This window comes from Streptomyces sp. NPDC001070, assembly GCF_053598835.1.
Window position 1 is genome coordinate 134,318 of the sequence record NZ_JBSFLB010000014.1, and the last position, 26,524, is coordinate 160,841.

At 72.7% G+C, this 26,524-nt stretch carries 24 protein-coding genes; 7 read left to right on the forward strand and 17 right to left on the reverse strand.

The genetic code is table 11. The features are described 5' to 3' along the window. Positions 1-19 precede the first annotated feature (19 nt). Together ACWDAS_RS18980 and iolC are read right to left on the reverse strand one after the other, a co-directional pair. Positions 20-898 carry a Cgl0159 family (beta/alpha)8-fold protein gene (locus ACWDAS_RS18980; protein ID WP_450391961.1) on the reverse strand — a complete coding sequence of 293 codons (879 nt, stop codon included), beginning with the start codon at positions 896-898 and terminating at the stop codon, positions 20-22. A gap of 32 nt (positions 899-930) precedes the next feature. Next, the gene (iolC, locus tag ACWDAS_RS18985) at positions 931-1,878 is read right to left on the reverse strand and encodes a 5-dehydro-2-deoxygluconokinase (protein ID WP_450391964.1); all 948 of its coding nucleotides are present in this window, start codon (positions 1,876-1,878) and stop codon (positions 931-933) included. Between the two features lie 272 nt (positions 1,879-2,150). Between iolC and ACWDAS_RS18990 the strand changes: the two genes are divergently transcribed. The 7 genes from ACWDAS_RS18990 (at position 2,151) to ACWDAS_RS19020 (ending at position 9,207) form a co-directional block, all read left to right on the forward strand. Then, complete coding sequence (locus ACWDAS_RS18990) at positions 2,151-3,164, forward strand: sugar ABC transporter substrate-binding protein (protein ID WP_450391967.1); 1,014 nt, start codon at positions 2,151-2,153, stop codon at positions 3,162-3,164. A 5-nt stretch (positions 3,165-3,169) separates the two neighbouring features. Next, complete coding sequence (locus tag ACWDAS_RS18995) at positions 3,170-4,243, forward strand: ABC transporter permease (protein ID WP_450391968.1); 1,074 nt, start codon at positions 3,170-3,172, stop codon at positions 4,241-4,243. 5 nt (positions 4,244-4,248) lie between these two features. Further along, positions 4,249-5,127 (forward strand): ATP-binding cassette domain-containing protein, encoded by an 879-nt coding sequence (locus ACWDAS_RS19000; protein ID WP_450391970.1) that lies wholly within the window; start codon positions 4,249-4,251, stop codon positions 5,125-5,127. Positions 5,128-5,315: 188 nt separating this feature from the next. Beyond that, positions 5,316-6,227: a sugar phosphate isomerase/epimerase family protein gene (locus ACWDAS_RS19005; protein WP_450391973.1), complete on the forward strand. Its 912-nt coding sequence runs from the start codon at positions 5,316-5,318 to the stop codon at positions 6,225-6,227. Positions 6,228-6,257: 30 nt separating this feature from the next. Continuing rightward, complete coding sequence (locus ACWDAS_RS19010; RefSeq protein WP_450391976.1) at positions 6,258-7,277, forward strand: Gfo/Idh/MocA family protein; 1,020 nt, start codon at positions 6,258-6,260, stop codon at positions 7,275-7,277. Between the two features lie 105 nt (positions 7,278-7,382). Then, complete coding sequence (locus ACWDAS_RS19015; protein WP_450391979.1) at positions 7,383-8,420, forward strand: Gfo/Idh/MocA family protein; 1,038 nt, start codon at positions 7,383-7,385, stop codon at positions 8,418-8,420. Positions 8,421-8,538: 118 nt separating this feature from the next. Next, on the forward strand, positions 8,539-9,207 hold the full coding sequence (locus ACWDAS_RS19020; protein ID WP_450391982.1) for a hypothetical protein: 669 nt from the start codon (positions 8,539-8,541) through the stop codon (positions 9,205-9,207). Between the two features lie 16 nt (positions 9,208-9,223). Here the strand turns inward: ACWDAS_RS19020 and ACWDAS_RS19025 are convergent, their stop codons facing one another. The 15 genes from ACWDAS_RS19025 to ACWDAS_RS19095 all read right to left on the reverse strand — a co-directional run bounded on the left by ACWDAS_RS19025 (position 9,224) and on the right by ACWDAS_RS19095 (position 26,509). Beyond that, positions 9,224-9,961: an SAM-dependent methyltransferase gene (locus tag ACWDAS_RS19025; RefSeq protein WP_450391984.1), complete on the reverse strand. Its 738-nt coding sequence runs from the start codon at positions 9,959-9,961 to the stop codon at positions 9,224-9,226. Positions 9,962-10,206: 245 nt separating this feature from the next. Next, positions 10,207-11,442, reverse strand: coding sequence for a 3-phosphoshikimate 1-carboxyvinyltransferase (gene aroA, locus ACWDAS_RS19030; RefSeq protein WP_450391986.1), 1,236 nt, complete (start codon positions 11,440-11,442; stop codon positions 10,207-10,209). Between the two features lie 57 nt (positions 11,443-11,499). Then, complete coding sequence (locus tag ACWDAS_RS19035; RefSeq protein WP_450391988.1) at positions 11,500-12,711, reverse strand: cytochrome P450 family protein; 1,212 nt, start codon at positions 12,709-12,711, stop codon at positions 11,500-11,502. Positions 12,712-12,792: 81 nt separating this feature from the next. Beyond that, positions 12,793-13,770, reverse strand: a complete 978-nt coding sequence (locus ACWDAS_RS19040; RefSeq protein ID WP_450391990.1) for a sugar kinase — start codon at positions 13,768-13,770, stop codon at positions 12,793-12,795. Between the two features lie 9 nt (positions 13,771-13,779). Continuing rightward, on the reverse strand, positions 13,780-14,670 hold the full coding sequence (locus ACWDAS_RS19045; protein ID WP_450391993.1) for an SMP-30/gluconolactonase/LRE family protein: 891 nt from the start codon (positions 14,668-14,670) through the stop codon (positions 13,780-13,782). Next, positions 14,667-15,302 (reverse strand): bifunctional 4-hydroxy-2-oxoglutarate aldolase/2-dehydro-3-deoxy-phosphogluconate aldolase, encoded by a 636-nt coding sequence (locus ACWDAS_RS19050; RefSeq protein ID WP_450391996.1) that lies wholly within the window; start codon positions 15,300-15,302, stop codon positions 14,667-14,669. The genes ACWDAS_RS19045 and ACWDAS_RS19050 overlap by 4 nt, the downstream gene beginning before the upstream one ends. 26 nt (positions 15,303-15,328) lie before the next feature. Then, the gene (locus tag ACWDAS_RS19055; protein WP_450391999.1) at positions 15,329-16,126 is read right to left on the reverse strand and encodes a hypothetical protein; all 798 of its coding nucleotides are present in this window, start codon (positions 16,124-16,126) and stop codon (positions 15,329-15,331) included. Then, positions 16,120-17,265: a galactonate dehydratase gene (gene dgoD / locus ACWDAS_RS19060; protein WP_450392001.1), complete on the reverse strand. Its 1,146-nt coding sequence runs from the start codon at positions 17,263-17,265 to the stop codon at positions 16,120-16,122. The genes ACWDAS_RS19055 and dgoD overlap by 7 nt, the downstream gene beginning before the upstream one ends. Continuing rightward, entirely contained in the window at positions 17,262-18,023 is a 762-nt protein-coding gene (locus ACWDAS_RS19065; protein ID WP_450392004.1) for a FadR/GntR family transcriptional regulator, read from the reverse strand. Before ACWDAS_RS19065 ends, dgoD begins: the two co-directional genes overlap by 4 nt. A gap of 49 nt (positions 18,024-18,072) precedes the next feature. Then, on the reverse strand, positions 18,073-18,831 hold the full coding sequence (locus tag ACWDAS_RS19070; RefSeq protein ID WP_450392006.1) for an SDR family NAD(P)-dependent oxidoreductase: 759 nt from the start codon (positions 18,829-18,831) through the stop codon (positions 18,073-18,075). Positions 18,832-18,887: 56 nt separating this feature from the next. Continuing rightward, complete coding sequence (locus ACWDAS_RS19075) at positions 18,888-21,026, reverse strand: alpha-galactosidase (protein WP_450392010.1); 2,139 nt, start codon at positions 21,024-21,026, stop codon at positions 18,888-18,890. Next, positions 21,023-21,946, reverse strand: a complete 924-nt coding sequence (locus ACWDAS_RS19080) for a carbohydrate ABC transporter permease (protein ID WP_450392012.1) — start codon at positions 21,944-21,946, stop codon at positions 21,023-21,025. The genes ACWDAS_RS19075 and ACWDAS_RS19080 overlap by 4 nt, the downstream gene beginning before the upstream one ends. Further along, on the reverse strand, positions 21,946-22,800 hold the full coding sequence (locus ACWDAS_RS19085) for a carbohydrate ABC transporter permease (RefSeq protein WP_450392015.1): 855 nt from the start codon (positions 22,798-22,800) through the stop codon (positions 21,946-21,948). Before ACWDAS_RS19085 ends, ACWDAS_RS19080 begins: the two co-directional genes overlap by 1 nt. Positions 22,801-22,844: 44 nt before the next feature. Then, a complete protein-coding gene (locus ACWDAS_RS19090) occupies positions 22,845-24,137 on the reverse strand; it encodes an ABC transporter substrate-binding protein (RefSeq protein WP_450392017.1) in 1,293 nt (430 codons plus the stop codon). A gap of 263 nt (positions 24,138-24,400) precedes the next feature. Continuing rightward, positions 24,401-26,509, reverse strand: a complete 2,109-nt coding sequence (locus tag ACWDAS_RS19095; protein ID WP_450392019.1) for a glycoside hydrolase family 27 protein — start codon at positions 26,507-26,509, stop codon at positions 24,401-24,403. Positions 26,510-26,524: the final 15 nt, after the last annotated feature.

The window sequence follows — 26,524 nt, forward strand, 5'->3', positions numbered from 1 at the left end:
TGGTGGTTCGACCGGGACTTCACAGCAGACCGACGGCGGTGTCGACGGCGGTCTCCACGCCGCCTTCCGCCGGATAGAGCAGCGAGCGGCCGACGACCAGGCCCTGGACGGTGGGCAGGCGCAGCGCCTTGCGCCACTTCTCGTAGACCGCGTCCTGTTCCTTGCTCACCTCTCCCCCGAGCAGGACGGCGGGGAGGGTGGAGGTCTCCATGACGGCGGCCATGTCGTCGACGTCCTCGGTGACCGGCACCTTGAGCCAGGTGTAGGCAGAGGTCCCGGCGAGGCCGGAGGCGATGGCGATGGACTTGGTGACGGCCTCGGCGCCGAGGTCGTTGTGTACCCTGCCGTCGACACGGCGGGATATGAAGGGCTCGACGAAGACCGGGAGTCCGCGTTCGGCCATCTCGTCGATGGCGCGGGCGGCGGAGACCATGGTGCTCAGCGAGCCGCTGTCCTCGTAGGCGATGCGCAGCAGCAGCTTGCCGGCGTCGAAGCGGAGCCGGGCGATGTCCTGGGCGCGGTGGCCGGTGAAGCGGTCGTCGAGCTCGAAGGAGGCGCCGGCGAGGCCGCCGCGGTTCATCGACCCCATGACGACCTTGCCGTCGAGCGCGCCGAGCAGCAGCAGGTCCTCGAGGATGTCCGCGGTGCCGAGGACGCCGTCCACGCCGGGGCGGGAAAGCGCGGTGCACAGCCGCTCCAGCAGGTCCACGCGGTTGGCCATGGCGAACTCGCGGTCGCCCACGGCGAGGGCGCCCCGTGCGGGGTGGTCCGCGGCGACGATCATCAGCCGGCCGGTGTCGCCGATGAGCGGACGGCGGACGCGGCGGGCGGCGGCCTCGGCGATCGCCTCCGGGTGCTGCGTCCGCACCTTCACGAGTTCGGAGATGCTGATGCTCAAGAGGAGCTCACTTTCGGGCAGAGGACGGGCCGTCAGCCGCGGCCGAGGAGGTCCTGGACCTCCGACGCGGTGGGCATCGCGGAGGAGCAGGCGAGGCGGGAGGCGACGATCGCGCCGGCGGCGTTGGCGTGGCGCATGATCCGTTCCAGGTCCCAGCCGGCGAGCAGCCCGTGGCACAGCGAGCCGCCGAAGGCGTCGCCCGCGCCGAGCCCGTTGACCACCTCGACGGGGACCGGCGGCACCTCGGCGGTGGTGCCGTCGCGGTGGACGGCGAGGACGCCCTTGGGGCCCTGCTTGACGACGGCCAGTTCGACGCCCGCGGCGAGCAGCGCCTCGGCGGCGGCCTGCGGTTCGCGCACCCCGGTGGCGACCTGGCACTCGTCGAGGTTGCCGACGGCGACGGTGGCCCGGGCCAGCGCCCGCGCGTAGTAGGGGCGGGCCTCGGCCGGGTCCTTCCAGAACATGGGGCGCCAGTCGAGGTCGAAGACGGTGGTGCCGCGCCGGGCCCTGGCATCGAGGGCGGCGAGGGTGGCGGTGCGGCTGGGCTCCGCGCACAGGCCGGTTCCGGTCATCCAGAAGATGCGGGCGTCCCGGACGGCGTCGAGGTCCAGTTCCTCGGGGTGGATCTCCAGGTCGGGGGCCTTGGGGAGCCGGTAGAAGTAGAGCGGGAAGTCGTCCGGCGGGAAGATCTCGCAGAAGGTGACCGGCGTGGGATAGGCGGCGACCGGGGTGACGTAGCGGTCGTCGACGCCGAACTCCTTGAGCGCCTGGTGGCAGTACGCGCCGAAGGGGTCGTCGCCGGTGCGGGTGATGACGGCGGTGCTGCGGCCGAGGCGGGCGGCGGCGACCGCGACGTTCGTCGCGGAACCGCCGAGGAACTTGCCGAACGTCTCGACCTGGGGCAGCGGTACGCCGGTCTGCAGCGGGTAGAGGTCCACCCCGATCCGGCCCATCGTGATCAGGTCGTACGGCTCGGTCATGGGCGTGGCTCCTCGTCGTGCGTCGCCGGGGGACCGCTGCGCGGCCCTTTCAGGTCTAGCCCGGCCGGGCGAGCGATGTCAACACTATGTCCTTACATAAGAACGTACGGACTTCCCGGAGTCGGCTCGTTACTGTGTCGTTACGTCGAGATGAATTGATGTCCTAACAAAGTCTTGACAGGGGCTCCGGGGAGGGGTTTGCTCCCGTCCAGCAACGGCCATGTGAACACGTCCGTCCTCTTCTCCCTCCCACCGCAGTGAGGTGCAGGAACATGGAACGCTCCCGCAGAACCCGTCGGATCTCCGCCCTCGCGGCCCTCTCCGCCGCTGCGGTCCTCCTCGCAGCCGGCTGTTCCAGCAGCTCGGGCGGCAAAAAAGCCGAGGAGTCCGCGGACGACGCCGGCGCGGGCAAGGCGAACACCCCGCGGATGAAGATCGCGATGGTGACCCACGCCGCCCCCGGCGACACCTTCTGGGACCTGATCCGCAAGGGCGCCCAGGCCGCCGCCGCCAAGGACAACGTGGAACTGGTCTACTCCAACGACCCCAATGCGGCGACCCAGGCCAACCTGATCCAGAACGCGATCGACCAGAAGGTCGACGGGATAGCCGTCACCCTGGCCAAGCCTGACGCCATGAAGGACGCGGTCGCCAAGGCCGAGGCGGCGGGCATCCCGGTCGTCGGCTTCAACGCGGGCCTGGACAACTGGAAGGACCAGGGCCTGCTGGAGTACTTCGGGCAGGACGAGAGCGTGGCCGGCGAGGCACTCGGCAACAAGCTCAACGACCTCGGCGCCAAGCACAACATCTGCGTCATCCAGGAGCAGGGCCACGTCGCCCTGGAGGCACGCTGCGCCGGCGTGAAGAAGACCTTCAAGGGCAAGACCGAGAACCTGTACGTCAACGGCACGGACATGCCGTCGGTGAAGTCCACGATCACCGCCAAGCTCAAGCAGGACTCCGGCATCGACTACGTCGTCACCCTGGGCGCGCCCTACGCGCTCACGTCCGTCCAGTCGGTCTCGGACGCCGGCAGCAAGGCCAAGGTCGCGACCTTCGACCTCAACAAGGACCTGGTCAAGGCCGTCCAGGACGGGACCGTGCAGTTCGCCGTCGACCAGCAGCCGTACCTGCAGGGCTACCTCTCCGTCGACTCCCTGTGGCTGTACAAGACCAACGGCAACTTCAGCGGCGGCGGCGTGTCCCCGGTCCTGACCGGCCCGGCCTTCGTCGACAAGGACAACGTCGGGTCCGTGGCGGCATTCGCCGCGAAGGGCACCCGGTGATGCCGGTGTCCCAGGCAGCCGCCCATGCGGCGTCCCCCTCACCACCCGCCGCCCCCGCCTCGAAGACGGACGGCCGCACGGCCGAACGCTCGCTGCTGCGCAGGGTGCTGGCACGTCCGGAGATCGGCGCGCTGATCGCCGCCGTCGCGGTCTACTTCTTCTTCTTCGCGGTGGCACCGTCGTTCCGCGAGGCGAGTTCGCTCGCGACGGTGCTCTACCAGGCGTCGGTCATGGGCATCATGGCGCTGCCGGTGGCCCTGCTGATGATCGGCGGGGAGTTCGACCTGTCGGCCGGCGTCGCGGTCACCACGTCGGCCCTGACCGCCAGCATGTTCAGCTTCCAGCTGAGCATGAACGTGTGGACCGGCGTGATCGTCGCCCTCGTGGTGTCCCTGGGCATCGGGGCGCTCAACGGCTACATGCTGGTGAAGACCGGGCTTCCCAGCTTCCTCATCACCCTGGCCACCTTCCTGATGCTGCAGGGCCTCAATCTGGCGGTCACCAAGATCTTCACCGGCAACGTCGCCACCGACTCCATCAGCGACATGGACGGCTTCGACCAGGCCAGGAAGGTCTTCGCCTCGGAGATCGGCATCGGCGGGGTCGAGCTGAAGGTCACCGTGCTGTGGTGGCTGGGCTTCGCGCTCCTGGCCACCTGGGTGCTGCTGCGCACCAAGTTCGGCAACTGGACCTTCGCGGTCGGCGGCAACAAGGAGAGCGCGCGGGCGGTCGGCGTGCCGGTGGACTTCACCAAGATCGCGCTGTTCATGGCCGTGGGCTTCGGTGCCTGGTTCACCGGCATGCACCTGCTGTTCTCCTTCAACGCGGTGCAGTCCGGCGAGGGCGTCGGCAACGAGTTCCTGTACATCATCGCGGCGGTCATCGGCGGCTGCCTGCTCACCGGCGGCTACGGCTCGGCCATCGGCTCGGTGATCGGCGCCTTCATCTTCGGGATGGTCTCGCAGGGCATCGTGTACGCCAACTGGAACCCCGACTGGTTCAAGTTCTTCCTCGGCGTGATGCTCCTCATCGCGACCCTCGTCAATCTGTGGGTCCGCCACACGGCGACCCGGAGGTGAGACCCATGACCACCGCTGCCACCACGCCCGACGGCACCGCCGCCGTCCCCGAACCCGTCGTCGAACTGACCCAGGTGGGCAAGAGCTACGGCAACATCCGCGCCCTGCACGGGGTCGACCTGGCCGTACGGCCGGGACAGGTGACCTGCGTGCTCGGCGACAACGGCGCCGGCAAGTCCACCCTGATCAAGATCATCTCCGGGCTGCACCAGCACACCGAGGGCGAGTTCCGCATCGACGGCGCACCCGTACGGCTGAACACCCCGCGGGAGGCCCTGGACCGCGGCATCGCCACCGTCTACCAGGACCTGGCGACCGTGCCGCTGATGCCGGTCTGGCGGAACTTCTTCCTGGGCTCCGAGGTGACCCGCGGCCCCTGGCCCGTCCGCCGCCTCGACATCGCCGGGATGAAGCGGACCGCGGACGAGGAACTGCGGGCCATGGGCATCGTCCTGGACGACCTGGACCAGCCCATCGGCACCCTCTCCGGAGGCCAGCGCCAGTCCGTGGCCATCGCCCGCGCCGTCTACTTCGGCGCGCGGGTGCTGATCCTGGACGAGCCGACCGCGGCCCTGGGCGTCAAGCAGTCCGGCGTCGTCCTGAAGTACATCGCGGCCGCACGCGACCGGGGCCTCGGCGTCATCTTCATCACCCACAATCCGCACCACGCCTTCATGGTGGGCGACCACTTCACGGTGCTCCGGCTGGGCACCCTGGAGCTGAGCGCGAGCCGGAGGGAGGTCTCCCTGGAGGAGCTGACCAACCACATGGCCGGCGGCGCCGAGCTGGCCGCGCTCAAGCACGAGCTGGCGCAGGTGCGCGGCGTCGACGTGGACGAACTGCCGGAGCTGGAGGACCTGACCGAGCGCAGCCCCTCCTCCTGAGGACCCACCCGCCCCCTACCCTGACATGACGTCCGTATGTCAGGACCAACTCTTGACGGTTGCCCGGCCGGACGGCGAAGCTTCCAGCGGGACGCACGGAGCTTCGCGGGCATCCGTACCGCCGCCCTTCCGGGCAGCCCTTCCGAACCACGACCGGTCCGCGGTGACCGGTGAGAGGAGCCCTCCTCATGACTGCCCCCTCCCCCGTTCTGGACCGGATCCGGATCGGCTCCGCGCCCGACTCGTGGGGCGTCTGGTTCCCCGACGACCCGCAGCAGGTGAACTGGCAGCGCTTCCTGGACGAGGTCTCCCAGTCGGGCTACGAGTGGATCGAGCTCGGCCCGTACGGCTATCTGCCGACGGACCCGGCCCGTCTCACCGAGGAGACCTCGCGCCGCGGCCTGAAGGTCTCCGCGGGCACCGTCTTCACCTCCCTGCACCGCGGCCCGTCGGTGTGGGACGCCACCTGGGAGCACGTCGGCCAGGTCGCGGCGCTCGCCCAGGCCATGGACGCCCGGCACCTGGTGGTCATCCCGTCCTTCTGGCGCGACGACAAGACCGCCGAGATCATCGAGCCGCGCGAGCTCACCGCCGAGCAGTGGGGACACCTCGCCTCGGGCATGGAGCGCCTGGGACGCCGGGTGCGGGACACCTACGGCCTGGACATCGTCGTCCACCCGCACGCCGACACCCACATCGACACCGAGGAGCACGTCGCGCGCTTCCTCGACGCGACCGACTCCGACCTGGTGAACCTCTGCCTGGACACCGGCCACTACGCCTACTGCGGCGGCGACAGCGTCAAACTCATCGAGACCTACGGCGAGCGGATCGGCTACCTGCACCTGAAGCAGGTCGACCCGGAGATCCTCGCCGACGTCGTCAAGAACGAGGTCCCCTTCGGGCCCGCGGTGCAGCGCGGCGTCATGTGCGAGCCGCCGGGCGGCGTGCCCGCCCTGGAGCCGGTGCTGGACGCGGCCCAGGGCCTGGGCGTCGACCTCTTCGCCATCGTCGAGCAGGACATGTACCCCTGCGAGCCGGACCGGCCGCTGCCCATCGCGCAGCGCACCCGGAAGTTCCTCCGCTCCTGCGGCGCCTGACGCCCCGCCACGCAAAGGAAGACACGCATCATGACGCAGCACGGACCGCTCCGGGTCGCCGTCATCGGGACCGGCAAGATGGGTGCCGACCACGTACGCCGCATCAACGACGTCGTCAGCGGCGCCCGGGTCACCGCCGTCGTGGACGTCGACGCCGAACGCGTCAAGGCGGTCGCGGACGGCATCGAGGGCTGCACGGCCTACACCGACCCCGCCGCCGCCATGGCCGCGGCCGACGTCGACGCCGTCCTCGTCGCCTCACCCGGCCCCGCCCACGAAGCGGCGCTGCTCACCGCCTTCGAGCACGGCCTGCCCGTGCTGTGCGAGAAGCCGCTCACCCCCGACGCCGCCTCCGCGCTGCGCGTGATGGAGGCCGAGCAGCGGCTCGGGCACCGGCGGGTGCAGGTCGGCTTCATGCGGCGGTACGACGCCGAGTACATGAAGCTCAAGGCCCTGCTGGACGGCGGCGAGCTGGGCCGGCCGCTGATGCTGCACAACCGGCACCGCAACGCGAGCATCCCCTCCGGCTTCACCAACGCCAACCTCATCAACGACTCGCTCGTGCACGAGATGGACGTGACCCGCTGGCTGTTCGGTCAGGAGATCACGGCCGTCACCGTGCTGCGCCCGCGCCGGTCCTCGAACGCGCCCGAGGGCCTGGACGACCCGCAGTTCGTGGTCTTCGAGACCGACGGCGGCGCGGTCGTCGACGTCGAGGTCTACCTCAACTGCGGCTTCGGCTACCAGGTGCAGGCCGAGGCGGTCTGCGAGCGCGGCAGCGCCCGCATCGGCGACGCGCACGACCTGCTCGTCAACACCGCGGGCCGCTGGGGCGGCACGATCGCCGGGGACTTCGTGGAGCGTTTCGCCGACGCCTACGACCGCGAGGTCCAGGCGTGGGTGGACGCCACCCGGCGGGGCGAGGTCACCGGCCCCAGCGCCTGGGACGGATACGCCGCGGCGGCGGTCTGCGAGGCCGGCGTCCGCTCGCAGACCCAGGGCGGGCGCGTCGAGGTCGAGCTGATCGAGCGTCCCGCGTTCTACCGCTGAGGGCCGCCGCTGCCCGGATCCCGGATCCGGCGGGGACGGGGCGGTTACTCCCTGGCCGCCCCGTCCCCGCCACCACCGCCTCCCGTGAGAAAGGCTCCACCGTTCATGCGTGTCGTCCTCTTCGGCGCCGGGCGCCTCGGGTCCTTCCACGCGGCCACGCTCCACGACCACCCCGAGGTCTCCGAGCTGGTCGTCGCGGACGCGGACGCCGGGCGCGCCGCTGAGACCGCCGCCCGGCTCGGCGCCGGTGCGCGGGCCGCGGCCTCGGTCGACGAGGCGTTCGCGGGCGGCGGCGACGCCGTCGTCATCGCCTCCGCGACCTCGGCCCACGCCGAACTGATCTCCCGGGCCGTGCGCGCCGGGCTCCCGGCGTACTGCGAGAAGCCCGTAGCCCTCGACCTGGACTCGACGGTCGCCGCCCTGCGCGAGGTCGAGGACGCCGGGACCGTCCTCCAGATGGGCTTCCAGCGCCGCTTCGACCCCGGATACCACGCCGCCCGGGAGGCCGTGCGGTCCGGCCGGCTCGGACGGCTGCACACCGTACGCGCCCTGACCTCCGACATGGCGCCCCCGCCGCCGGAGTTCGTGCCGCTGTCCGGCGGGCTCTACCGGGACTGCCTGATCCACGACTTCGACGCGGTGCGGTGGGTGACCGGCCGCGAGGTCGTCGAGGTGTACGCGATGGGCGCCAACGGCGGCGCCGACTTCTTCCGCGCGGCGGGCGACGTCGACACCGCGGCCGCGCTCCTCGGCCTCGACGACGGCACCCTGGCGACCGCCACCTCCACCCGCTACAACGGCGCCGGTTACGACATCCGCATGGAGCTGGCCGGCTCTCTGGACCAGATCGCGGTCGGCGTCGGCGCCCGTACGCCGCTCACGTCCATGGAACCGGGCGCGGCGCCGGGTGTGCCGGACCCCTGGACCGGCTTCGTGGACCGCTTCGGCGACGCCTACCGGGCGGAGATCGACGCCTTCGTGCAGGTGGTGGCCGGCAGGACGGAGAACCCGTGCGACGGGCGCGAGGCGCTCGAGGCGCTGCTCGTGGCCGAGGCGTGCGAGGTCTCGCGCAGGGAGCGGCGGCCGGTCGCGATCGCCGAGATGCGCGACGTCGCCGCACGCGCGGAGAAGCGGGCGGGGTGACGGCACGGGGGTGGCGCGCACGCGTCACCCCCGCGGTCCGCCCCGGGTGGCGTGATCACCTGAGCCGGTGCTTCCTGGGATGAGTCGGTCCCGGCTGTCCGCGAGGGAAGAACCTTTCATGGCGATGAAGGTCCAGGCATTGCGCACGCCGCGAGTGGCGGGACTGGTGGGGATCGCCTTCGCGGTGCTGCTCGGAGCGGCCATCATCCTGGTCCGGGCGGCCATCCCCGAGGGTGAGGGCGCCCTGACCGGCACTCCCCTCAGCGCCTCCTCGCGCAACGGGGTGCAGACGGCGCTCGGCCTGATCCCCTTCGCCGGCATCTTCTTCCTGTGGTTCATCGGCGCGGTGCGCGCGCACGTCGGCCCGGACGAGGACAAGTTCCTCTCGACGGCCTTCCTCGGCAGCGGCCTGGTCTTCGTCGCGACGCTCTACGCTGCCGCGGCGGCGGCCGACAGCCTGCTGGCGACGGCGGACGTCACGTCCGCCGGGGACTCCCGGGCCGGGCTGTCGTACTTCGGGCAGCACTTCACGTACAGCCTGCTGACCACCTACGCGATGCGGATGGCCGCGGTGTTCGCGCTGTCGGCCTCGACCATCGCGCTGCGGCTGGGCGCGTTCCCGCGCTGGCTGGTGCTGCTGGGCTACCTCGTGGGCGTGACGCTGCTGTTCGTGGTGCCGAGCGTGTCCCTGGCCGAACTGGTCTTCCCGCTGTGGGCGCTGGTCGTCAGCCTCCACATCCTGGTGGCCAGCTTCCGGTCCCGGCCGGCGGGGCTGCGGGCGGTCTGACGGGGCACGGTCGCGGTCAGGAGGTCGTGCGGCGCAGCAGGAGCGTGACGAAGCCGAGGGTGCCGCGGTAGCCGTGCAGCCACTCGGCCCGGTGCACGGCGGCGGCTTCGAGGGCCTCGCCGCTGCCGGGGTCGCCGGGGTGGTCCAGGGCCCACGCGGCGAGCGATCCGGTCCAGGACCACTCGTAGTCGTCCCACTCGCAGGCTGTGCTGACGTGACCGAAGACCGGCGTCCAGCCGTCGGCGACGATCCGGTCCACGGTGCTCGGCAGGTCCTCGTACTCCCCCAGCATCTCGACCAGGGACGGGGCGGGTTCGCGTTCCCAGAAGGCGTCGCCGATGAGCACGGTCCCGCCGGGGGCGAGGTGGGCGCGGGCCGCGGCCAGGGTGGGGAGGAGCCCGCCGAAGGCGTGCGCCGCGCCCACGCTGAGCACCAGGTCGAAGGAGTGCGGCGCGGTGAATTCGCGCGCGTCCTGTTCGTGGAGCGAAAGCCGGTCGCCGACGCCCAGCGCGGCCGCCTCGCGGGCCGCCTTCTCCAGCGCCCCGGCGTCCATGTCGACGCCCTGCGCGGTGACGCCCGGGCGGCCGTCGAGGGCTCGCAGCAGCCAGGAGCCCTCCCCGCAGCCGAGGTCCAGGACGCGCTCGTCGCCGCGGCCAAGCGCCTTGTCGAGCAGGCGGGCCACGGTCGTGTCGTCGAGGGGCGCGGCGATGGGGTGGTCGGTGTGGGCGATGCGTGAGATACGGCGACGGTCCATCGGCGCAGCTTCGCAGGGCCGGCCCTTCACCGCATCCGGTTAATTCGCGGCGGCCGTGCAACGTGATCCGCAGCGGTGCGGGTTTCTCAGTGCGAAGGGCCGTCACGGGGGAAGGGACGGCCGGTATGGACAGCAGGATCAGCGGGGGGACGGACGCGGCGGCCCGCGGCGACGTTCGACGCGGGCCCGGGTCGTCACCCGCCCGGCGGGAACGCGATGTGCCGGCGGGGCGGTGGGGACGGCGGCTACAGCCCCCACTCCTCGCGCAGTGCGCCGAACACCTCGTGGAACTCGGGGAAGGTCTTCTTCACGCAGCCCGGCTCGTCGAAGGTCACCCCGTCGGTGCGGAGCGCGGCGACGGCGAAGCTCATCGCGATGCGGTGGTCGCCGTGGCAGGCGATCTCGACCGGGGCGGGGGTGCCGGGACGGATCTCGATCCAGTCGCGGCCCGTCTCGACCCGGATGCCCTGGCGGCGCAGATTGGAGGCGCAGGCCTCCAGACGGTCGCACTCCTTCACCCGGGTGTTGTAGACGTCCTCGATGCGCACCGGGCCGTCGGCGAAGGGCGCGATGGCGGCGAGGGTCGGCATGGTGTCGGAGATGTCCCGCATGGTGGTGGTGATGCCGTGCAGGCCGCCGGTGCCGGTGACGGTGGTGGCGTCGGCGCCGACGTCGACCCGGGCGCCCATGCGGCGCAGGACGTCGACGAAGCCGAGGTCGCCCTGGAGCGCCCGGGTGCCCAGGCCGGGGACGGTGACCTGACGGCCGGTCAGGGCGGCCGCGGCGAAGAAGTAACTGGCGGTGGAGGCGTCGGGCTCGACGGCGTAGTCCGTGGCACGGTATCCGCCGGGCGGGACGACGAGGACGCTGCCCTCGCGGCCGACCTCCACGCCGAAGGAGCGCATCATGGCGATGGTGATCTCGACGTAGGGGGCCGAGACCACTCCGGTGACGTTGATCCGGAGCCCCTCGCTCATGAGGGGGCCCGCGAGGAGCAGCGCGGTGAGGAACTGGGAGGACAGGCTCGCGTCGAGGTCGAGCGCGCCGCCCTGGATGCCGTCGGCGGCGACGGTCAGCGGCAGATGTCCCTCCGCCTCCTCGTGCCGCAAGTCGGCCCCGAGCGTCCGCAGGGCGGCGGTGAGGGGGGCGACGGGACGGCGGCGCATCTGGGCGGAGGCGTCGAATCGGTAGGTGCCGTGCCCGGCGGCGGCGAGCGCGGGCAGGAAGCGCGCCGCGGTGGCGGCGTCGCGGCAGTACACGTCGGCCTCGGTGACCGCGGGCCCGGCGGGGCGTCCTTCGACGCGCCAGAGTTCGGGACCGCGGTCCACGCGGTAGCCGAGCCGGACGAGACCCTCGGCGAAGCCGTCCGTGTCGTCGGAGAGGAGCGGCCGCCGCAGCGTGGTCGTCCCCTCGGCTGCCGCCGCCAGGAACAGCGCCCTGGCGGTGACGGACTTCGAACCGGGGACGGCGACGACGGTCACGGTGTTCTCCTGTACTGCCTGGCGTGCGGGGACGGCCCGGCGTGGGGCACCCCCATCCTAGGTGCGGGCCGTGCCCGGCCCCGCGGGAGTGAAGCGCACGGGGAGCCGGCGGACGCCGCGCATGAGCATGCCCGGGAGCCAGTCCAGGGCGGAGGGATCGGCGTCGAGGGCCAGGTCGGGGCAGCGCTCCAGAAGGGCCCGCACGGCGATGCGGCCTTCGAGCCGGGCCAGCGGGGCGCCGAGGCAGTAGTGCAGGCCGTGGCCGAAGGCGACGTGGCCGCGGGTGTCGCGGCGGATGTCGAAGCGGTCGGGCTCGGTGAAACGGTGCGGGTCGCGGTCGGCGGAGGCGAGAGCGACGAGGACGGGTTCACGGGCCGGGATGACGGTGCCGGCGATGTCGACCGGTTCCGTGGTGAAGCGGAAGGTCGCGGTCTCGACGGGGCCGTCGTAGCGGAGCATCTCCTCCACGGCACCGTCGAGGAGGCTCATGTCGGCGCGGAGCAGAGCCAGTTGGTCAGGATGGCCGAGCAGCGCGCGGACGCCGTTGGAGATCAGGTTGACCGTCGTCTCGTGGCCGGCGATCAGCAGCAGGAAGGCCATGCCGCTCAGCTCGGAGCGGGAGAGCCGGTCACCGTCCTCGGTGGTGGTGCGGATGAGCGCGCTCATCAGGTCGTCGCCGGGCGAGCAGCGCTTGTCCTCGATCAGCTCGTCGAGGTAGGCGGCGAGTTCCTCGAAGGCCTTCCGCTCCGCCTCCGCCCCGGTCGGCGCGACGACCTCGTTCGACCAGGCGCGGAAGGCGGCCCGGTCCAGGTCGGGAACGCCGAGCAGTTCGCAGATCACGGTGATGGGCAGCGGGTAGGCGAGCGCCTCGACGAGATCGGCCGTGCCCTCCGGGCGGGCCAGCATCGCGTCGAGCAGGCCGGCCGTGATCTCTTCGACGCGCGGTGCCAGTTCCTCGACCCGGCGGCTGGTGAACTCCCTGGCCACCAGCTTCCGCAGCCGGGTGTGCTCCGGCGGGTCGGCGACGAGCATGTGGCGGCCGAGGAGTTCCTCGTCGTACGAGGTCCAGCCCAGCGCGCGGGAGTCCTTGGCGAACCGGGGGTCGGCGAGCGCGGCCCTGGCCTGGTCGTGGCCGACGATCAGCCACAGCTCCCCGGCGTCCGGGGTGCGCACGCGGTGCACGGGGCCCCGCTCGCGGAGCCTGGCGTAGACGGGGTAGGGGTCGGCGGTGAACTCCTCGCCGTAGACCGTGAGATCGACCGTGTCCATGTGCCGCACGGTAACCCGGCGCCGTGCCGCGACACGTCACCCTGCGGGACGAGACACCCCGGACGGTCTCATCCGAAGGGATCAGCCGATCCTGGCGGCACGCCAGGTCTCCTCGTCGGCGTCGAGAAGCGAGGCGAGGACGGCGGGGTCCGGCAGCGGTCCGTGGTCGGCGGCGACGCGCAGCGCGGAGGCCGCGGTCAGATGGCCGAGCCGCAGGGCGCGCTCCACGGACAGCTCCCGCAGCAGTCCGCTGAGGAACCCGGCGGCGAAGGCGTCGCCGGCGCCGACCGGTTCCGCCACGCGGACGGCGAGGGCGGGCACGCTGTGCGACTGCGCCCCGGCGAAGGCCGTGGCGGAACGGGCCCCGTCCTTGACGACGAGGACACCGGGCCCGGGCAGGAGCTCGCGGACCGCGCGGGCGTCGGTGATGCCGTCCCCCCACAGGGCCTGGGCCTCGTCGAGGCCGACGAGGACGATGTCGGCCCGGTCGGCGAGCGGCCGCAGGACGTCGGCGGCGGAGCGGCCGTTCCACAGGGCGGGGCGGTGGTTGACGTCGAAGCTGACGGGCCACGGGCGGTCCGGGCGCAGGGCCCGTTCCACGAGGGCGTGGCAGCCGGGCGACAGCGCGGGGGTGATGCCGCTGAGGTGGACGAGCGCGGCTCCGGCCACGGCCGGGTCGTCGAGCACGTCGGGGGTGAGGGCGGAGGCGGCGGATCCGGCGCGGTGGTAGTGGACGCGGGTGCCGTGCGCGCCGGGGTCCTTGAGCAGGAGTCCGGTGGGCCGTCCGGGGTCGGTGCGGACGCCGCCGACGTCGACGCCGCCCGCGGCGATCCGCTCGCGGACGCGCCGCCCGAAGGGGTCGTCGCCGACCGCGGAGACCCATCGGGCGGGGATGCCGTGGTCGGCGAGATAGAGGGCGACGTTGGACTCGGCGCCCGCGATGTCGACGCGCAGCAGGTCGGCGTCGTCCAGCGGCCCGAGGGGGTCGGGGGCGAGGGCGGCCATGGTCTCGCCGACGCAGACCACGGGGCCGGGGCGCAGTGGCCGGTGGGTGCTCAAGGTGGCTTCCTAGGGGGTGTCGGCGCGGCCCGGGAGGCGCGTCGGGCGGTACGGGACGGCCGGTGTGCCGGGCACGTCCACCCGTACCGCGAAGACGGCGCCGTCGAGCGGCCCGGGCTCGGACAGGCCGATGTGGGCGCTGGTGACGAGAAGGGTTCGGCCGTCCGGGCCGCCGAGGCAGAGCCCGGCGGGCTGGCCGGCGGGCAGCTCCACGATCCGGTCGAGGCCGCCGTCGGGGTGGTAGCGGTGGGCCTGTCCGGCGCCCCAGACGGCGGTCCACAGGCCGCCCTCGGTGTCGGTGGTCATGCCGTCGGGGCTGCCCGAGCCGAGGGTGACGAAGGGTTCGGGTGTGCCGAGGTCACCGGTCACGTGGTCGACGGCACAGCGCAGGATGACCCCCCGGGCGCTGTCGGCGAGGTACATGACGGTGCCGTCGGCGGTGAAGGCGGGGCCGTTCGGGATCGTGATCTCCCGCAGGACGCGGGTGACGCGGCCGTCGCGGTCCAGTCGGTAGAGGGAGCCCGCGTTCTCGGTCGCCTCGTAGGCCATGCTGCCCGCCCAGAAACGGCCGTGCGGGTCGGCGACGCCGTCGTTCATCCGCATCGCCACCGGTGCGTCGTCCTCGGGTCGGGCGATCCAGTCGACGCCTCCCGAGGGGTCGATGCGGCAGATGCCGGTGCCGGCCGCCGCGATCCAGTGGCCGGGGCTTCCTTCCACCGGTGCCACGGCGCCCAGCGGGCAGGGCAGTCGGGCGATCAGGCCGAGCGGTGACGCGGGGTCGGCGGGTGCGGCGAGGAGCCGGCCGGTGAGGATGTCGGTCAGCACGGCGCGGCCGTCCGTCCAGCGGATGCCCTCGCCGAGTTCGAGGCGGTCGGCGGCGAGGACCGTGGGGGCGGTCACGGGCGGGGCTCCGCACGGACCACGTCCAGGAAGGCGCGGGCCCGCTCGCGCAGGGCGCTGATGCTGCCCCCGGCGGCGGCGTCGCCGATCAGGGGCGATCCGACGCCGACGGCCGTGGCGCCGTCCCGCAGGTATTCGGCGGCGGCCTGTGCGTCCACTCCCCCGACGGGCACGAAGGGCAGATCGGGGAAGGGGCCGCGCAGGTCCCGAAGATAGCCGGGACCCCCGGCGCTGCCGGCCGGGAAGAGCTTGAGGGCGTCGGCACCGAGCCGCCGAGCCTGGAGGATGTCGGTGGGGGTCATCACGCCCGCGAGCACCGGGAGTCCGAGTTCCTTCCCGGTGGCGACGCCGTCGCTGACCGCCGGGGTGACGAGGAAGGCCGCTCCGGCCTTCTGGGCCTCCCGCGCGTCGTCGGAGGTGAGGACGGTTCCGGCGCCGAGGGGCGCGTCCGGGCCGAGCGCGGCGCGGGCCCCGGCGATGACGTCGAGCGCGTCACGCCCGCTGAGGGAGACCTCGACGAGGGTGATGCCCTCCTCGGCGAGGGCGAGCACGGTGGTCAGCGCGGCGTCCGGGTCGCTGCCGCGGACGATGGCGAGCAGCCGGTGGGCGCGCAGCGCGGCGAGCAGGTCCATCCGACATCCCTTCTGGTGATGGGGGTTCAGTGGCGGCGGGTCGCGGTGACCGTGAGCCGCCAGGCGACCTCGCCGGAGGCAGGCACGACGGCCGTGTCGCCGTCGTCCGCCCCGGCGCGGTCGAAGACACGGCCGAGCATCGGCTCGACGCCGATCGAGCGGTACGGCGCGTCCTGGGGGAAGCCGCCGAGGTTGCGCCACAGGGCGATCGCGACCGGCTGACCGGCGGCCTCGACGGACAGTTGCAGTGTGTCGGCGCCGTCGTGCACGGACACCGCCGAGGTGAGGACGACCGCGCCGACGGCGGTCCCGTCGTCCGGTCCGACCCGGTCCAGCGGGATGCCCTCGACGCACGGCCAGGTGCCGGTGGTCCAGCCCGCGCCCTCGTCCGGGTAGAGCCGGGTCACCGCGGGTTCGCCGATGCCGATCCGGGCGTCCGGGGAGAGCTCCAGCAGGGCGTGGGCGGCCCACACGAAGCGGTAGCCGGGCTCGGCGGTGAGCGTGTAGTCGGCGACGGCGGCTCCCGGCTCCGTACGGATGCGCCGGGTCAGCCGGAAGTCGGGGCAGTCCGCGACCTCCGCGCCGGCCTCCCGGCGCCAGGGCCGTGACCAGGCGTCCCCGTGGTCGGGCAGCCCCCGCACCGTGGGCACGCACTCCTCCAGCCCTCCGGCGTCGGCGAAGGCGTCACCGGGCCGGACCAGCCGGCGGCGGGGCTCGTCGCGGTGCCACAGCCATTCGCGGCCGCCCGCGGTCAGTGAGGTCCAGCGTCCGCCGTGGTCCGGGTCGGTGACGACGGAGACCGGGAGCCGCGTGCCGCTCACCATTCGGCGAAGGAGCCGTCGGCGTGCCGCCAGACGGGGTTGCGCCAGGCGTGGCCGGAGCGGTCGGCGGCGCGGACCGCGTCCTCGTCGACGGCGATCCCGAGTCCGGGCAGTTCGGTGCGGCGCGCCTGTCCGTCGACGAAGCGGAAGGGCTCGGTGTCGACCAGGTAGGACAGCAGGTCGGCGTCCTTGTTGTAGTGGATGCCCCGGCTCTGCTCCTGGATCAGGAAGTTGGGCGTGGCGAAGGCGACCTGGAGGCTGGCGGCCAGCGCGATGGGACCGAGCGGGCAGTGCGGTGCCAGGTGGGCCCCGAAGGTGTCGGCGAGCGACGCGATCCGGGTGACCTCCGATATCCCGCCCGCGTGCGACAGGTCCGGCTGGGCCACGGCGATGCCCGCCGTCAGCGCCGGGAGGAAGTCGGCCCGGCCGTAGAGCCGTTCACCGGTGGCGAGCGGCACGGACGAGGCGGCGACCAGCCCCGGCAGCAGGTGTCCCTGCTCGGGCAGGACTGGTTCCTCGACGAACAACGGGTGCAGCGGGGCTATCTCGTGGAGCACGCGTCGCGCGTTGGCGGCGCTGAACCGTCCGTGGAAGTCGACGGCGACGTCGCGGTGCGGGCCCAGCGCCTCGCGGGCGGCCGCGATCCGCTCGACGACGGTGGCCGTCTCGGCGGGGCTGCCGATCGGCGGCGTGCGCCCGGCGGCGTTCATCTTGACGGCTGTGAAGCCCGCCTCGACCTGGGCGGTGATCTCCTCCTTCAGCCGGTCGGGTTCGTCGCCGCCGACCCAGGCGTACACCCGGACCGTGTCGCGGACGGGGCCGCCGAGCAGGGTGTGCACCGGCACCCCCAGGGCCCGGCCGGCGATGTCCCACAGGGCCTGGTCGATGCCCGCGACGGCGCTGGAGAGCACGGGGCCGCCCCGGTAGAAGCCGCCCTTGGTCAGCACCTGCCAGTGGTCCTGGATGCGCAGTGGGTCCTGGCCCACCAGGTGCTCGGCCAGCACCTCGACGGCGGCCCGCACCACCTCGGCCCGGCCCTCGACCACCGGCTCGCCCCAGCCGACGACGCCGTCGTCGGTCTCGATGCGGCAGAACAGCCAGCGGGGCGGGACGAGGAAGGTCTCGACGCGCGCGATCTTCACTGTGCCTGGCCGTCCTTCTGCTCGGCGGAGCCGTCCGCGCCCTCGGGCAGGTGCGGGCCGCTGACCTTGTCGAGGTCGCGCGTCGCCTGGTCGAGCAGGGCGCGCATGGCGCGTTCCGCGGCGTCCGGGTCCCGGTCGCGCACGGCGTCGAGGACGGCTCGGTGGCTGGGCACCGGGTCCTCGCTGTGCGGGGCGCTGTGCACGAGCTGGTCGCGCTGGGCCAGGCCCGACTCGATGACCATCTCCATGCGTTCAAGCAGTTCGTTGTGGGTTGCCGCGAGCAGCGCCCGGTGGAAGGCGAGGTCGGCCTCGACGGCGTCGCTCGCGCCGCCCTCCTGGCCCATGGCCGTCAGTGCCGCCTCCAGTGCCTCGAGGTCGGCGTCGGTGCGGCGGGCCGCGGCCAGCCGCACGGCGGCGGGTTCGATGATGCCGCGGACCTCGCCCAGGTTGCGGAGCAGCGCGGGGTCGGCGCCGGTGCCGTTGCTCTCGGAGAACTGCCAGCGCAGCACGTCGGCGTCGAGCAGGTTCCAGTCGGATCGGGGCCGGACGAAGGTGCCGCGCTTCTGCCGCGCGTCGACCATGCCCTTGGCCGCGAGCACCTTCAGCGATTCGCGCAGGGCCGTCAGGCTGACGTCCAGCTCGCTCTGCAGGGCCGCCATGTCGAGCGTCGCTCCCTCGGGGATCTCGCCGCTGAGCACCCGGCGGGCGAGGGTCTCCACGGTCTGGCCGTGCACTCCGCGGCGCGCGTATGGCGTCATGTGTTTGCCTTTCTTGCTGTTCGGTCGGTGGCTGGAGCGGTCGGTTCCGTCAGGCGGAGGCCTTGGTGACGCTCCAGCCGCCGTCCACGAGTAGGCTCGATCCGGTGATGTAGGAGGCTTCGTCGGCGGCGAGGAAGGCGACGGCGGCGGCGGCCTCCTCGGGGGTGCCGAAGCGGCGGGCCGCGGTCTCGGCGACGCTGAGCTCGCGGTCGGCCTGGGGGACCCGGTCCCAGGCGGCGGTCAGGATCGGTCCCGGCAGTACGGCGTTGACACGGACCTCGGGGCCGTACTCGACGGCGAGCTGGCCGCACAGCGACAGCAGCGCGCCCTTGCTCGCCGCGTACGCCGGGTGCCCGGGGATGCCCCGGTGGGCGTGGACGGAGGAGACGAGCACCACGGCCCCCTGGTGCCCGCGCAGGTCGGGCAGGGTCGCTTTGACGCCCAGGAAGGCGCCCGTGAGGTTGACCGAGAGCTGCCGTTCCCACGAGGCGAGGCTGGTCTCGTGGGCCGGCGCGACCGCCACCGTGTACGCGTTGCTGACCAGGACGCCGACGGGCCCGAAGCCGTGGGCGGCGGTGATCACCCGCTGCCAGTCGTCCTCACTCGCGACGTCGGCGGCGACGAAGAGGGCCCGGGCCCCGTCCTTGCGCAGCCGCTCGGCGGTCTCCTCGCCGCGTTCGGCGGCGATGTCGACGAGGACGACGGCCGCGCCCTCAGCGGCCAGGCGTGCCGCGGAGGCCGCGCCGATGCCCGACGCGGCGCCGGTGACGACGGCGACGCGGTTGGTGAAACGGGCGGCTGGGTTCATGGGGTGGGTCGTCTCCTCTTCGAGAGGTGGGTGGGGTGCAGATTCTTCCGCTGTCGTCACTGCCGGGCCAGGACGGTCAACTCCGCGTCGTGTCCGGCGGTCCAGGCGAACGGCAGCCCGGAGTGGAGCAGGTACGCGCCGCTGTAGCGGGTGCCGGTGGCGGTGTCGGCGTAGACGGCGTCCGGTGCGAGGCCGCGCAGCCGCAGCCGCGCAGCCCGGCCGGGCACCAGGGGCGCGCCGTCGAGCACACCGGTGTTCCAGGCCGTCACCACCAGCCGGGCGCCGCCGTGTTCGCCGCCCTCGCCGCGCGTCCGGCTCTCCTCGTACTGGATGCCGCACGTCGGGTCGTCGGGGCTGCCCAGCAGGTGGACCTCGCCGTGGTGGACGACGTCGCGGATCTCCTTGTAGCGGGCGATCCAGCGCGCGGCCTCGGCGCGCTGCTCCGGCGTCCAGTCCCGGATGTCGGCGCCGATGCCGAGCACGCCCGCGGCCGAGTTGACGAACCGGAAGGCGAGCGAGCGCGGCCTGGGGTCGAAGACGCCGGGGGCGTCGGTGACCCAGGAGCTCATGGTGTGCGGGGCGTGCGCGTGGAGGTAGCCGTACTGGATGCGCAGCCGGTCCATGGGCGCGGTGTTGTCGCTGGGCCACACCACGTCGGTACGGGCGAGGGTGGCGTGCTCGACGCGGCCGCCGCCGCCGGCGCAGCCCTCGACGGTGACGTGCGGGTGCGCGGCGCGCAGGTGGTCCAGGACGCGGAGGTAGCCTGCCACATGGGCGGCGTCGAGGTCCTGGCGCTCGGGGTCGGCGCCCGCGGGGTGGCCGGGGCGGCCGCGCTCGGTGGGCGGCCGGTTCATGTCCCACTTGAGGTAGCTGATGGCGTGGGAGCCGAGCAGCCGGTCGAGGGTGCCGATGACGAAGTCCTGGACGTCCTCGCGGCCGAGGTCGAGCAGGAGCTGGTTGCGCACGAGCGTGGCGGGCCGGCCGTCGACCCGGTACACCCACTCGGGGTGTTGGGCGTAGAGCTTCGAGCGGGGGCTGATGCCCTCGGGCTCGACCCACAGGCCGAAGTCCATGCCGAGGGCGCGGACGTCCTCGACGAACCGGTCGAACCCGCCGGGGAATTCGGCCGGGTCCGGCTCCCAGTCGCCGAGGCCGCCGGTGTCGTCGGGCCGTCCGATGAACCAGCCGTCGTCGACGACGAAGAGTTCGGCGCCCAGCTCCGCGGCGGTCTTGGCCAGCTCCAGCTGCCCGGTGGCGTCGACGTCGAAGCCGGTGGCCTCCCAGGAGTTGTAGAGGACCTTCCGCGGCCGGTCGATGCGCTCGCCGGTGAGGTGCCGCTCGTAGCGGTGCCAGACGCGGGCCAGCCCGTCGAGACCGTCCGGGCTGAAGGCACAGGCCAGCCGGGGCGTGACGAGGGTCGCGCCGGGGGCGAGGCGGACGGCGCCCTCGTGGGGGACACGGCCGGCGCGGACCCGTACGGCGCCCCCGGGCTCGGCGTCGGCGGTGATCCGCCAGTTGCCGGACCACTCCAGGGCGATGCCGTAGGTGGGGGTGGCGCCCTCGGCGGGGGCGGCGGCGTCCTGGACGGCGAGCCACGGGTGGTACGCGTGCCCGGCGGAGCCCTGGGTGCTCTCCATCTCGAAGCGGCCGCGCTCGAGTTCCACGTGCTTGAGCTGGAACTCCTGGGACCACTGCCCGGCCAGGTACGTCAGCCGCGCACCGCCCTGGACGGGCACGTTGACCGCGGCGGAGTCGAGGCGCTCCAGGCGCACCTCGGTCTCGCCCGTGCAGGTCAGCTCCGTCCAGCGCAGGACGACGTCGGTACCGGGCACCGTCTCGTAGCGGAGCGTCGTGCGCAGCCCGAGGACGTCGTCGGCGAACTCCAGGCCCAGTGCCCGGTCGCCGTCCTGCGTGGCGCCGGTGAACCGCCACCAGCTGCCGCGGTCCCCGCCGGGGCGGGAGGCGACCAGGTCGGCGCCGGTGAACGGCCGCAGCCCGTACGGGATGTACTCGGCCGGGGCGGCGTCGGCGGGGGTGATGAAGTGGGTGCGGCGCGACCAGTCCATGGGCGACGGCCCGTCCTCGGCGCCGTGCGGCCCCCAGGCGGCGAGCTCGGCCCAGCGGCCGTCGCCGCCGAGGGTGACGGCGTAGGTGGTGGTGTCGGTGCGCAGCAGCCACCGGTCGTGCGCGGTCACTTGACGGCTCCGAGGTTCAGTCCGGCCACGAAGTGGCGCTGGAAGCGGAGGAAGACGGCCACCGTCGGGGCGGCGGCGATCACCGAGCCGGCCGCGATGACGTTCCACATGGACACGTACTGGCCCTGCAGCCCGATGAGCGAGGCGGTGATGGGCATCTGCGTGTCGGTGCGCAGCACCGTGATGGCCCACAGCAGGTCGTTGAAGATCCAGGTGAACGACAGGGCGCTCAGCGCGGCCAGCGCCGGGCGGGCCAGCGGCAGGATGACCCGCCGGTAGATCTGCCAGGGGTTCGCGCCGTCGATGACGGCGGCCTGCTGGATCTCCGCGGGGATCGCCCGCATGAAGCCGTGCAGGACGAAGACGTAGAAGCCGACGCCGAAGCCGACCTGTACGCCGATCAGTGCGTACAGCTGGTCGTAGATGCCGAGCACTTCACTGAGCTTGGAGACCGGGATCAGCAGGATCTGCGGGGGCAGCAGGTTGCCGCCGAGCATGAGCAGCAGCAGGACGCGCCGGAAGGGCAGGTCGTAGCGGCTGAGCGCGAAGGCCGCCATGGAGGCGAGGCCGAGCGAGAGCAGCACGGTGGGGATGGTGACCAGCATGCTGTTGATGAGGGCGCGCTGCTGGCCGCCGTCCACCCACGCCTGGCGGAAGCTGTCGAAGGTGAACGAGTGCGGCCAGCTGCCGACGCCGTGCGCGGCGATGTCGTCGAACGTCCTGGTGCTGGTGACCAGCACCAGGACGATCGGCAGCAGCCACAGCGCGGACAGCAGGCCCGCGGTGAGGTGGAAGCCGGTGGTGCGCAGGGCGCGGCCGCTCAGGACGGGGCGGCGGGGCGCCGCGGCCTCGGCGGCGCCGGGCCGGCCCGCCGGGCCCTCGGCGTCCTTGGCGCGCGCGGTGGCGTCGGTGGCGGTCATCAGTCGGCCTCCCGGAAGGCGCGCACGAGGTAGCTCGCGATGACGCCGAAGGCCAGCACGAAGATGACGACGGCGAGCGCGGAGCCGTATCCCAGGCGCAGGGACTGGAACGCGGTGGAGTACATGTAGGTGCTCAGCAGTTCGGAGGAGTGGTACGGGCCGCCGCGGGTGAGCGCCCACACCACGTCGAACGAGCGCAGCGAGTCGATGACGATCACCGACAGGACGACCGCGTTGACGCTGCGCAGCTGCGGCAGCGTGATGTGCCGGAACTGCTGCCAACGGGTCGCGCCGTCGACCTTGGCCGCCTCGTACAGCGTGGGGTCGACGCCCTTGAGGCCGGCGAGGTACAGCACCATCACGTAGCCGACCTGGCGCCACAGCGCGGGCACGATGACCGCGTAGAAGGCGGTGTCCTGGTCGGCGAGCCAGGCGTGCTTCCAGCCGCCGAGGCCGATGGCCTCCAGCACGTTGTTGATCAGGCCGTCCGGCTGGTACATGGCCTGCCACACCAGGGCGGTCGCGACCAGTGAGAAGACCACCGGCAGGAAGAGCGCCGCCCGGTAGAACCCGATGCCGCGCCGCTCCTGCTGGAGCAGCAGCGCGGCACCGAGCCCGAGGCCGGCGGAGAGCCCGCCGAAGAGCAGCAGCCACAGCACCGTGTTGATCGCGGCGGTGCGGAAGACCGCGTCGTGCAGCATCTCGCTGAAGTTGCCGAGGCCGACGAACTTCGGGGCCGCCAGGCCGTCCCAGGAGGTCAGGGAGAGGTAGAAGCCCTGGAGGGCCGGCCAGAAGACCCAGAACGCCTCGGCGAGCAGCGGGACGAGGACGAAGGCCAGGACCACCGGGGGCACCCGAGTGGCCCTGGACCGTCGCGTGGAGCCGATCAGCGCCATTGTCACTGGCTCCAGATCTTCTGTGCGCTGCGCTGCCACGTGGTGAGGATGGAGCCGATCTCCTTGGGCTTGGCCAGGTAGTGCACCAGCGCGGTGTCGGCGGTCGGCTGGAGGGCGTCGCTGGAGTCGCGGTTGAAGAACTGCGTCAGGTCGGCGGCGCTCTCGATGAGCTTGCGGCCCTTGAGGACCAGCGGGGTGCCGGCGTCCTTGGCGTCCGGGTGCGTGGGCAGCGTGGTGCCGGACGAGCTCTTGAGGTAGAGCTCCTGCGCCTCGGCGGTGGCCAGGTAGCGCAGCAGCTCCTTGACGCCGTCGGCGCGCTTGGTGCGGGCGCTGGCGAAGTAGCCGTCGGTGGGCGCCTCCTCGGCGACCGGCACCTTCGGGTCGATGATGGGGAACTGGAAGAAGTCCAGGTCGCCCAGGGCGTCCTTCGGGGCCGCGTCGGCGAAGAAGGTGCCGATGAGCATCATGCCCGTGCGGCCCTGGAGGAGGGCGGTGGTGGCGTCCTGGAAGGGGATCGCCGTGCCGTTGGGGTCGAAGTACGGGCGGGCCTCGTCCCACTTGTCGAAGACCTTGCGGACCTCGGGGTCGTCGAAGCGGTGCTTGCCCGCGAGGAGTTCGCGGTGGTACGTGGCGCCGTTGACGCGGATGTTGAGGTAGTCGAACCAGGCGGACGCGACCCACGGGGTGTCGCCGCCGGCGCCGAGGCCGATCGGGGCGACGCCCTTGCTCTTGAGCTTGTCGCACAGGTCGAGGAACTCGTCCCAGTTCTTCGGCTCCTGGACGCCCCACTTGGCGAAGTTGGACTTGCGGTAGAACATGCCCCACCAGTAGTAGCTGGTGGGCACGAAGACCTTCTTGCCGCTGGAGGCCGAGGTGCACAGCTTCTTCAGCGCGTCGGAGTAGCCGGCGAGCTCGGGCTTCTCCCAGATGTCGCTGATGTCGAGGAGCAGGTCCTTCTTGGCGTACGACTCGGCGACGGAGCCGGGGTACCAGGTGTAGGCGTCCGGCGGGTTGGCCGAGGTGAGGTAGGTCGGCAGCTGCGTGCGGAAGGTCTCCGCCGCGACGGTGTTGAGCTGCGCCTTGGTGTCGCCGCGCTTGTCGAAGGCGGCGACGATCGCCTGCATCGCGGTCTTCGCCTGCGGGGAGGAGAGGTTGGACTGCAGGGTCACCGGGCCGCCGGACTTTCCTCCGGAGGCGGACGGGCTCTGGGTGACGCAGCTGCTGAGCAGCGCGCTGGCGCCGACTGCGCCTGCTCCTACGAGGAATCTGCGGCGGGTGGCGTTGAAGGCGGTCATCTGTGCACTCCCTAAGTGCCCACGGAACGGAGCTGAGGCCCCCTGACGGCCCGGCTCTGGGTGCGGCAGGCACAGCCTGTCGCAGGGGTCCGGGCGCCGTCAAGATTAATTACTAATTTATTTTTCGGAGGGTGTGCCCTTGGGTCGAACAAGGCCCGCAGGCACTCCTGTTGGTGCCGGGTGATGCGTGGTGGAACGAATTGACGCAGGTGAAACCAGGTGGAGCAGGGTGGAACGGGGTGAGGCGGCCGGGCGCGCGGAGCTCAGAGCCCGGTCTGGTGGACGCGGCCGTCCACCCCCCGGAAGGCCGCCAGCACGCCGCCGTCCGGCCCGGAGACGGCACCGAGAGCACCGTCGAAGGCACCGCTGACGAAGTCGTTGTCCTTGCTCCAGCCGGCCCAGTCGCCGGAAGCGGTCCAGCTGCGCGTCCAGAGCGTGTAGTCACCGGCGCGGGCGTACAGGTGCACCGTGCCGCCGGAGGCCACCAGCGTCGGACTGCCGCTGATCGTGCCGCCCAGGGCCGTCCAGTCCGACCAGGTGCCGGACGTGTCGCGGGTCCGCGACCACACCGAGTCGTCGGGGGTGCGCACGGCCACGTGCAGCCGGCCGGCCTCGTCCACGACGCCCGACGGACGTCCGTAGAACGCCCGGTCCTGCGGGGCGCCCAGCGAGGTCCAGCCGGCGGCCGGGCCTCGGGACCACAGTCTGCCGTCCGCGCCGCGGCCGAAGAGCGTCCAGTCGTCCGGGCCCGCGAAGGCCACGGTCGGGGCGTCCGTCAGCGTGCCGCCCAGGCTCTGCCATTGGCCCCAGCGCCCGTTCTCGTACACGCGGCGGTAGGCGGAGCCGTCGGTGCCGCGCACGAAGACGTCGATCCGGCCGCCGGCCGAGGCGTACGCGGCGGGCTGGCCGAGGAAGCGGCCCTGCGTCGGGCCGCCCAGCTCGGTGGTCCTGGCCTTGGACCAGTCACCGCCGCGCGCGGTCTGCGCCCGCAGGGCACCGTCCGTACCGCGGGTGAAGACGGCCAGCGTGTCACCGTCGCGTACCAGCGCCGGGCTCGCCGAGGAACGGCCCGGCAGCTGCCCGCCCGGGGCGTCGTCGGTGCCGGTCAGCTTGACGAAGGCGGTGCCGTGCGCGGGGACGCGCACCGTGTACGAGCCGCTGAAGGTGCCGCGCGAGGTACGGGCCCGCAGGTCGCGGACGGCGACCTTGCCGGTCAGGCCGGCGTCTGCGAAGGTCACCGTGCGGTCCTGCGCCCGGTCGGAGCGGTTGAGCAGGACGACCGCCCGCTTGCCCGCGCCCTGGAGCACCTTGCTGTAGACGTCGCCCACGGAGTCGGTGGCCACGCGGGCGCCCTGGATGCCCAGCGGGTCCTGGTCGACGGCGAGGATCTCGGGGTTGCGCAGGGTGTCGAGCATCGACTGCGGCAGGGTGCGGGGGTCGCTGCCGATGACCAGCGGCGAGGCCATCTCGGCCCACATCACGAACTGCGTGGTGGACTCCTCCTCCGTCAGCTCGTACCCGCCCTCGGCGAGCTTGCGCATCGGGATGAGGTAGTCCGGGTCGTTCCAGTGCCCGGGTCCCTGGGCCTCGGGGTGCCAGGCGTTGGCGTCCATGCTGCGCAGGATGTTCGGCCACTCGCCCGCGGTCGGCGTTCCCCAGGCGAGGTCGGTGCCGGTGCGCCAGGAGTCGGCGGTCGTGGGGCCGTAGACGAAGGCGTTGTGCGCGTCCTGCTCGGGGGTGTGCGGCATGCCCCAGTCGTCGGTGAGCGGGTTGCACAGGTTGAGCAGCATCTTCCGGCCGGACTTGGCGACGGCGTCGCTGAACTCCTTGAAGGCCGGGCCCGGGTCGATACCGGCGCCGATGCCGCAGAGGAAGTCGACCTTGATCGCGTCGACCTTCCACCCGGCGAACTGGCGGGCGTCGTCCTCGTAGTGGCCGCGGCTGCCCAGGCCGCACCACTTGCCGCCGTCGTACTCGCCCGCGTCGGTGTAGATACCGGCCTTGAGGCCGCGCTTGTGAAGGTACGTCACCAGCGCGGGAATTCCGGAGGGGAAACGCGCGGGGTTGGCCACCAGCCGGCCGGTCTCCGGGTCGCGCGGCTGGTCGGCCTGCCAACCGCCGTCCAGCCAGACGATGTTGTACCCGCTGTCGCGCAGCCCGCTGCTGACGAGGTGGTCGGCGACCTTCTTGACCTGGTCCTCCGTCGGGGCACCGAGCCCGTAGTAGGTGTTCCATCCCATGTACGGAGTGGGGGCGAGGCCGCTGTCGTAGTACTGCGGCGCGCCCTGGTCGTCCGCGTCCGCGGCGTGTGCCGCGGGAACCGCCGACCCGACCAGCACGACGGCGCCGAACGCCGCCGCGGTCCGCCGCACTCGCGCCGTCCCTGC

Coding starts and splice junctions, on each gene's coding strand:
- ACWDAS_RS19070 (WP_450392006.1), bottom strand. CDS start 18,831: ATGAACCCAGCCGCCCGTTTCACCAACCGCGTCGCCGTCGTCACCGGC.
- iolC (WP_450391964.1), bottom strand. CDS start 1,878: ATGACCGAGCCGTACGACCTGATCACGATGGGCCGGATCGGGGTGGAC.
- ACWDAS_RS19050 (WP_450391996.1), bottom strand. CDS start 15,302: ATGGACCTGCTCGCCGCGCTGCGCGCCCACCGGCTGCTCGCCATCGTC.
- ACWDAS_RS19065 (WP_450392004.1), bottom strand. CDS start 18,023: ATGACGCCATACGCGCGCCGCGGAGTGCACGGCCAGACCGTGGAGACC.
- ACWDAS_RS19015 (WP_450391979.1), top strand. CDS start 7,383: ATGCGTGTCGTCCTCTTCGGCGCCGGGCGCCTCGGGTCCTTCCACGCG.
- ACWDAS_RS19055 (WP_450391999.1), bottom strand. CDS start 16,126: ATGGTGAGCGGCACGCGGCTCCCGGTCTCCGTCGTCACCGACCCGGAC.
- ACWDAS_RS19005 (WP_450391973.1), top strand. CDS start 5,316: ATGACTGCCCCCTCCCCCGTTCTGGACCGGATCCGGATCGGCTCCGCG.
- ACWDAS_RS19010 (WP_450391976.1), top strand. CDS start 6,258: ATGACGCAGCACGGACCGCTCCGGGTCGCCGTCATCGGGACCGGCAAG.
- ACWDAS_RS19020 (WP_450391982.1), top strand. CDS start 8,539: ATGGCGATGAAGGTCCAGGCATTGCGCACGCCGCGAGTGGCGGGACTG.
- ACWDAS_RS19080 (WP_450392012.1), bottom strand. CDS start 21,946: ATGACCGCCACCGACGCCACCGCGCGCGCCAAGGACGCCGAGGGCCCG.
- ACWDAS_RS19025 (WP_450391984.1), bottom strand. CDS start 9,961: ATGGACCGTCGCCGTATCTCACGCATCGCCCACACCGACCACCCCATC.
- ACWDAS_RS19035 (WP_450391988.1), bottom strand. CDS start 12,711: ATGGACACGGTCGATCTCACGGTCTACGGCGAGGAGTTCACCGCCGAC.
- ACWDAS_RS19090 (WP_450392017.1), bottom strand. CDS start 24,137: ATGACCGCCTTCAACGCCACCCGCCGCAGATTCCTCGTAGGAGCAGGC.
- ACWDAS_RS18990 (WP_450391967.1), top strand. CDS start 2,151: ATGGAACGCTCCCGCAGAACCCGTCGGATCTCCGCCCTCGCGGCCCTC.
- ACWDAS_RS19000 (WP_450391970.1), top strand. CDS start 4,249: ATGACCACCGCTGCCACCACGCCCGACGGCACCGCCGCCGTCCCCGAA.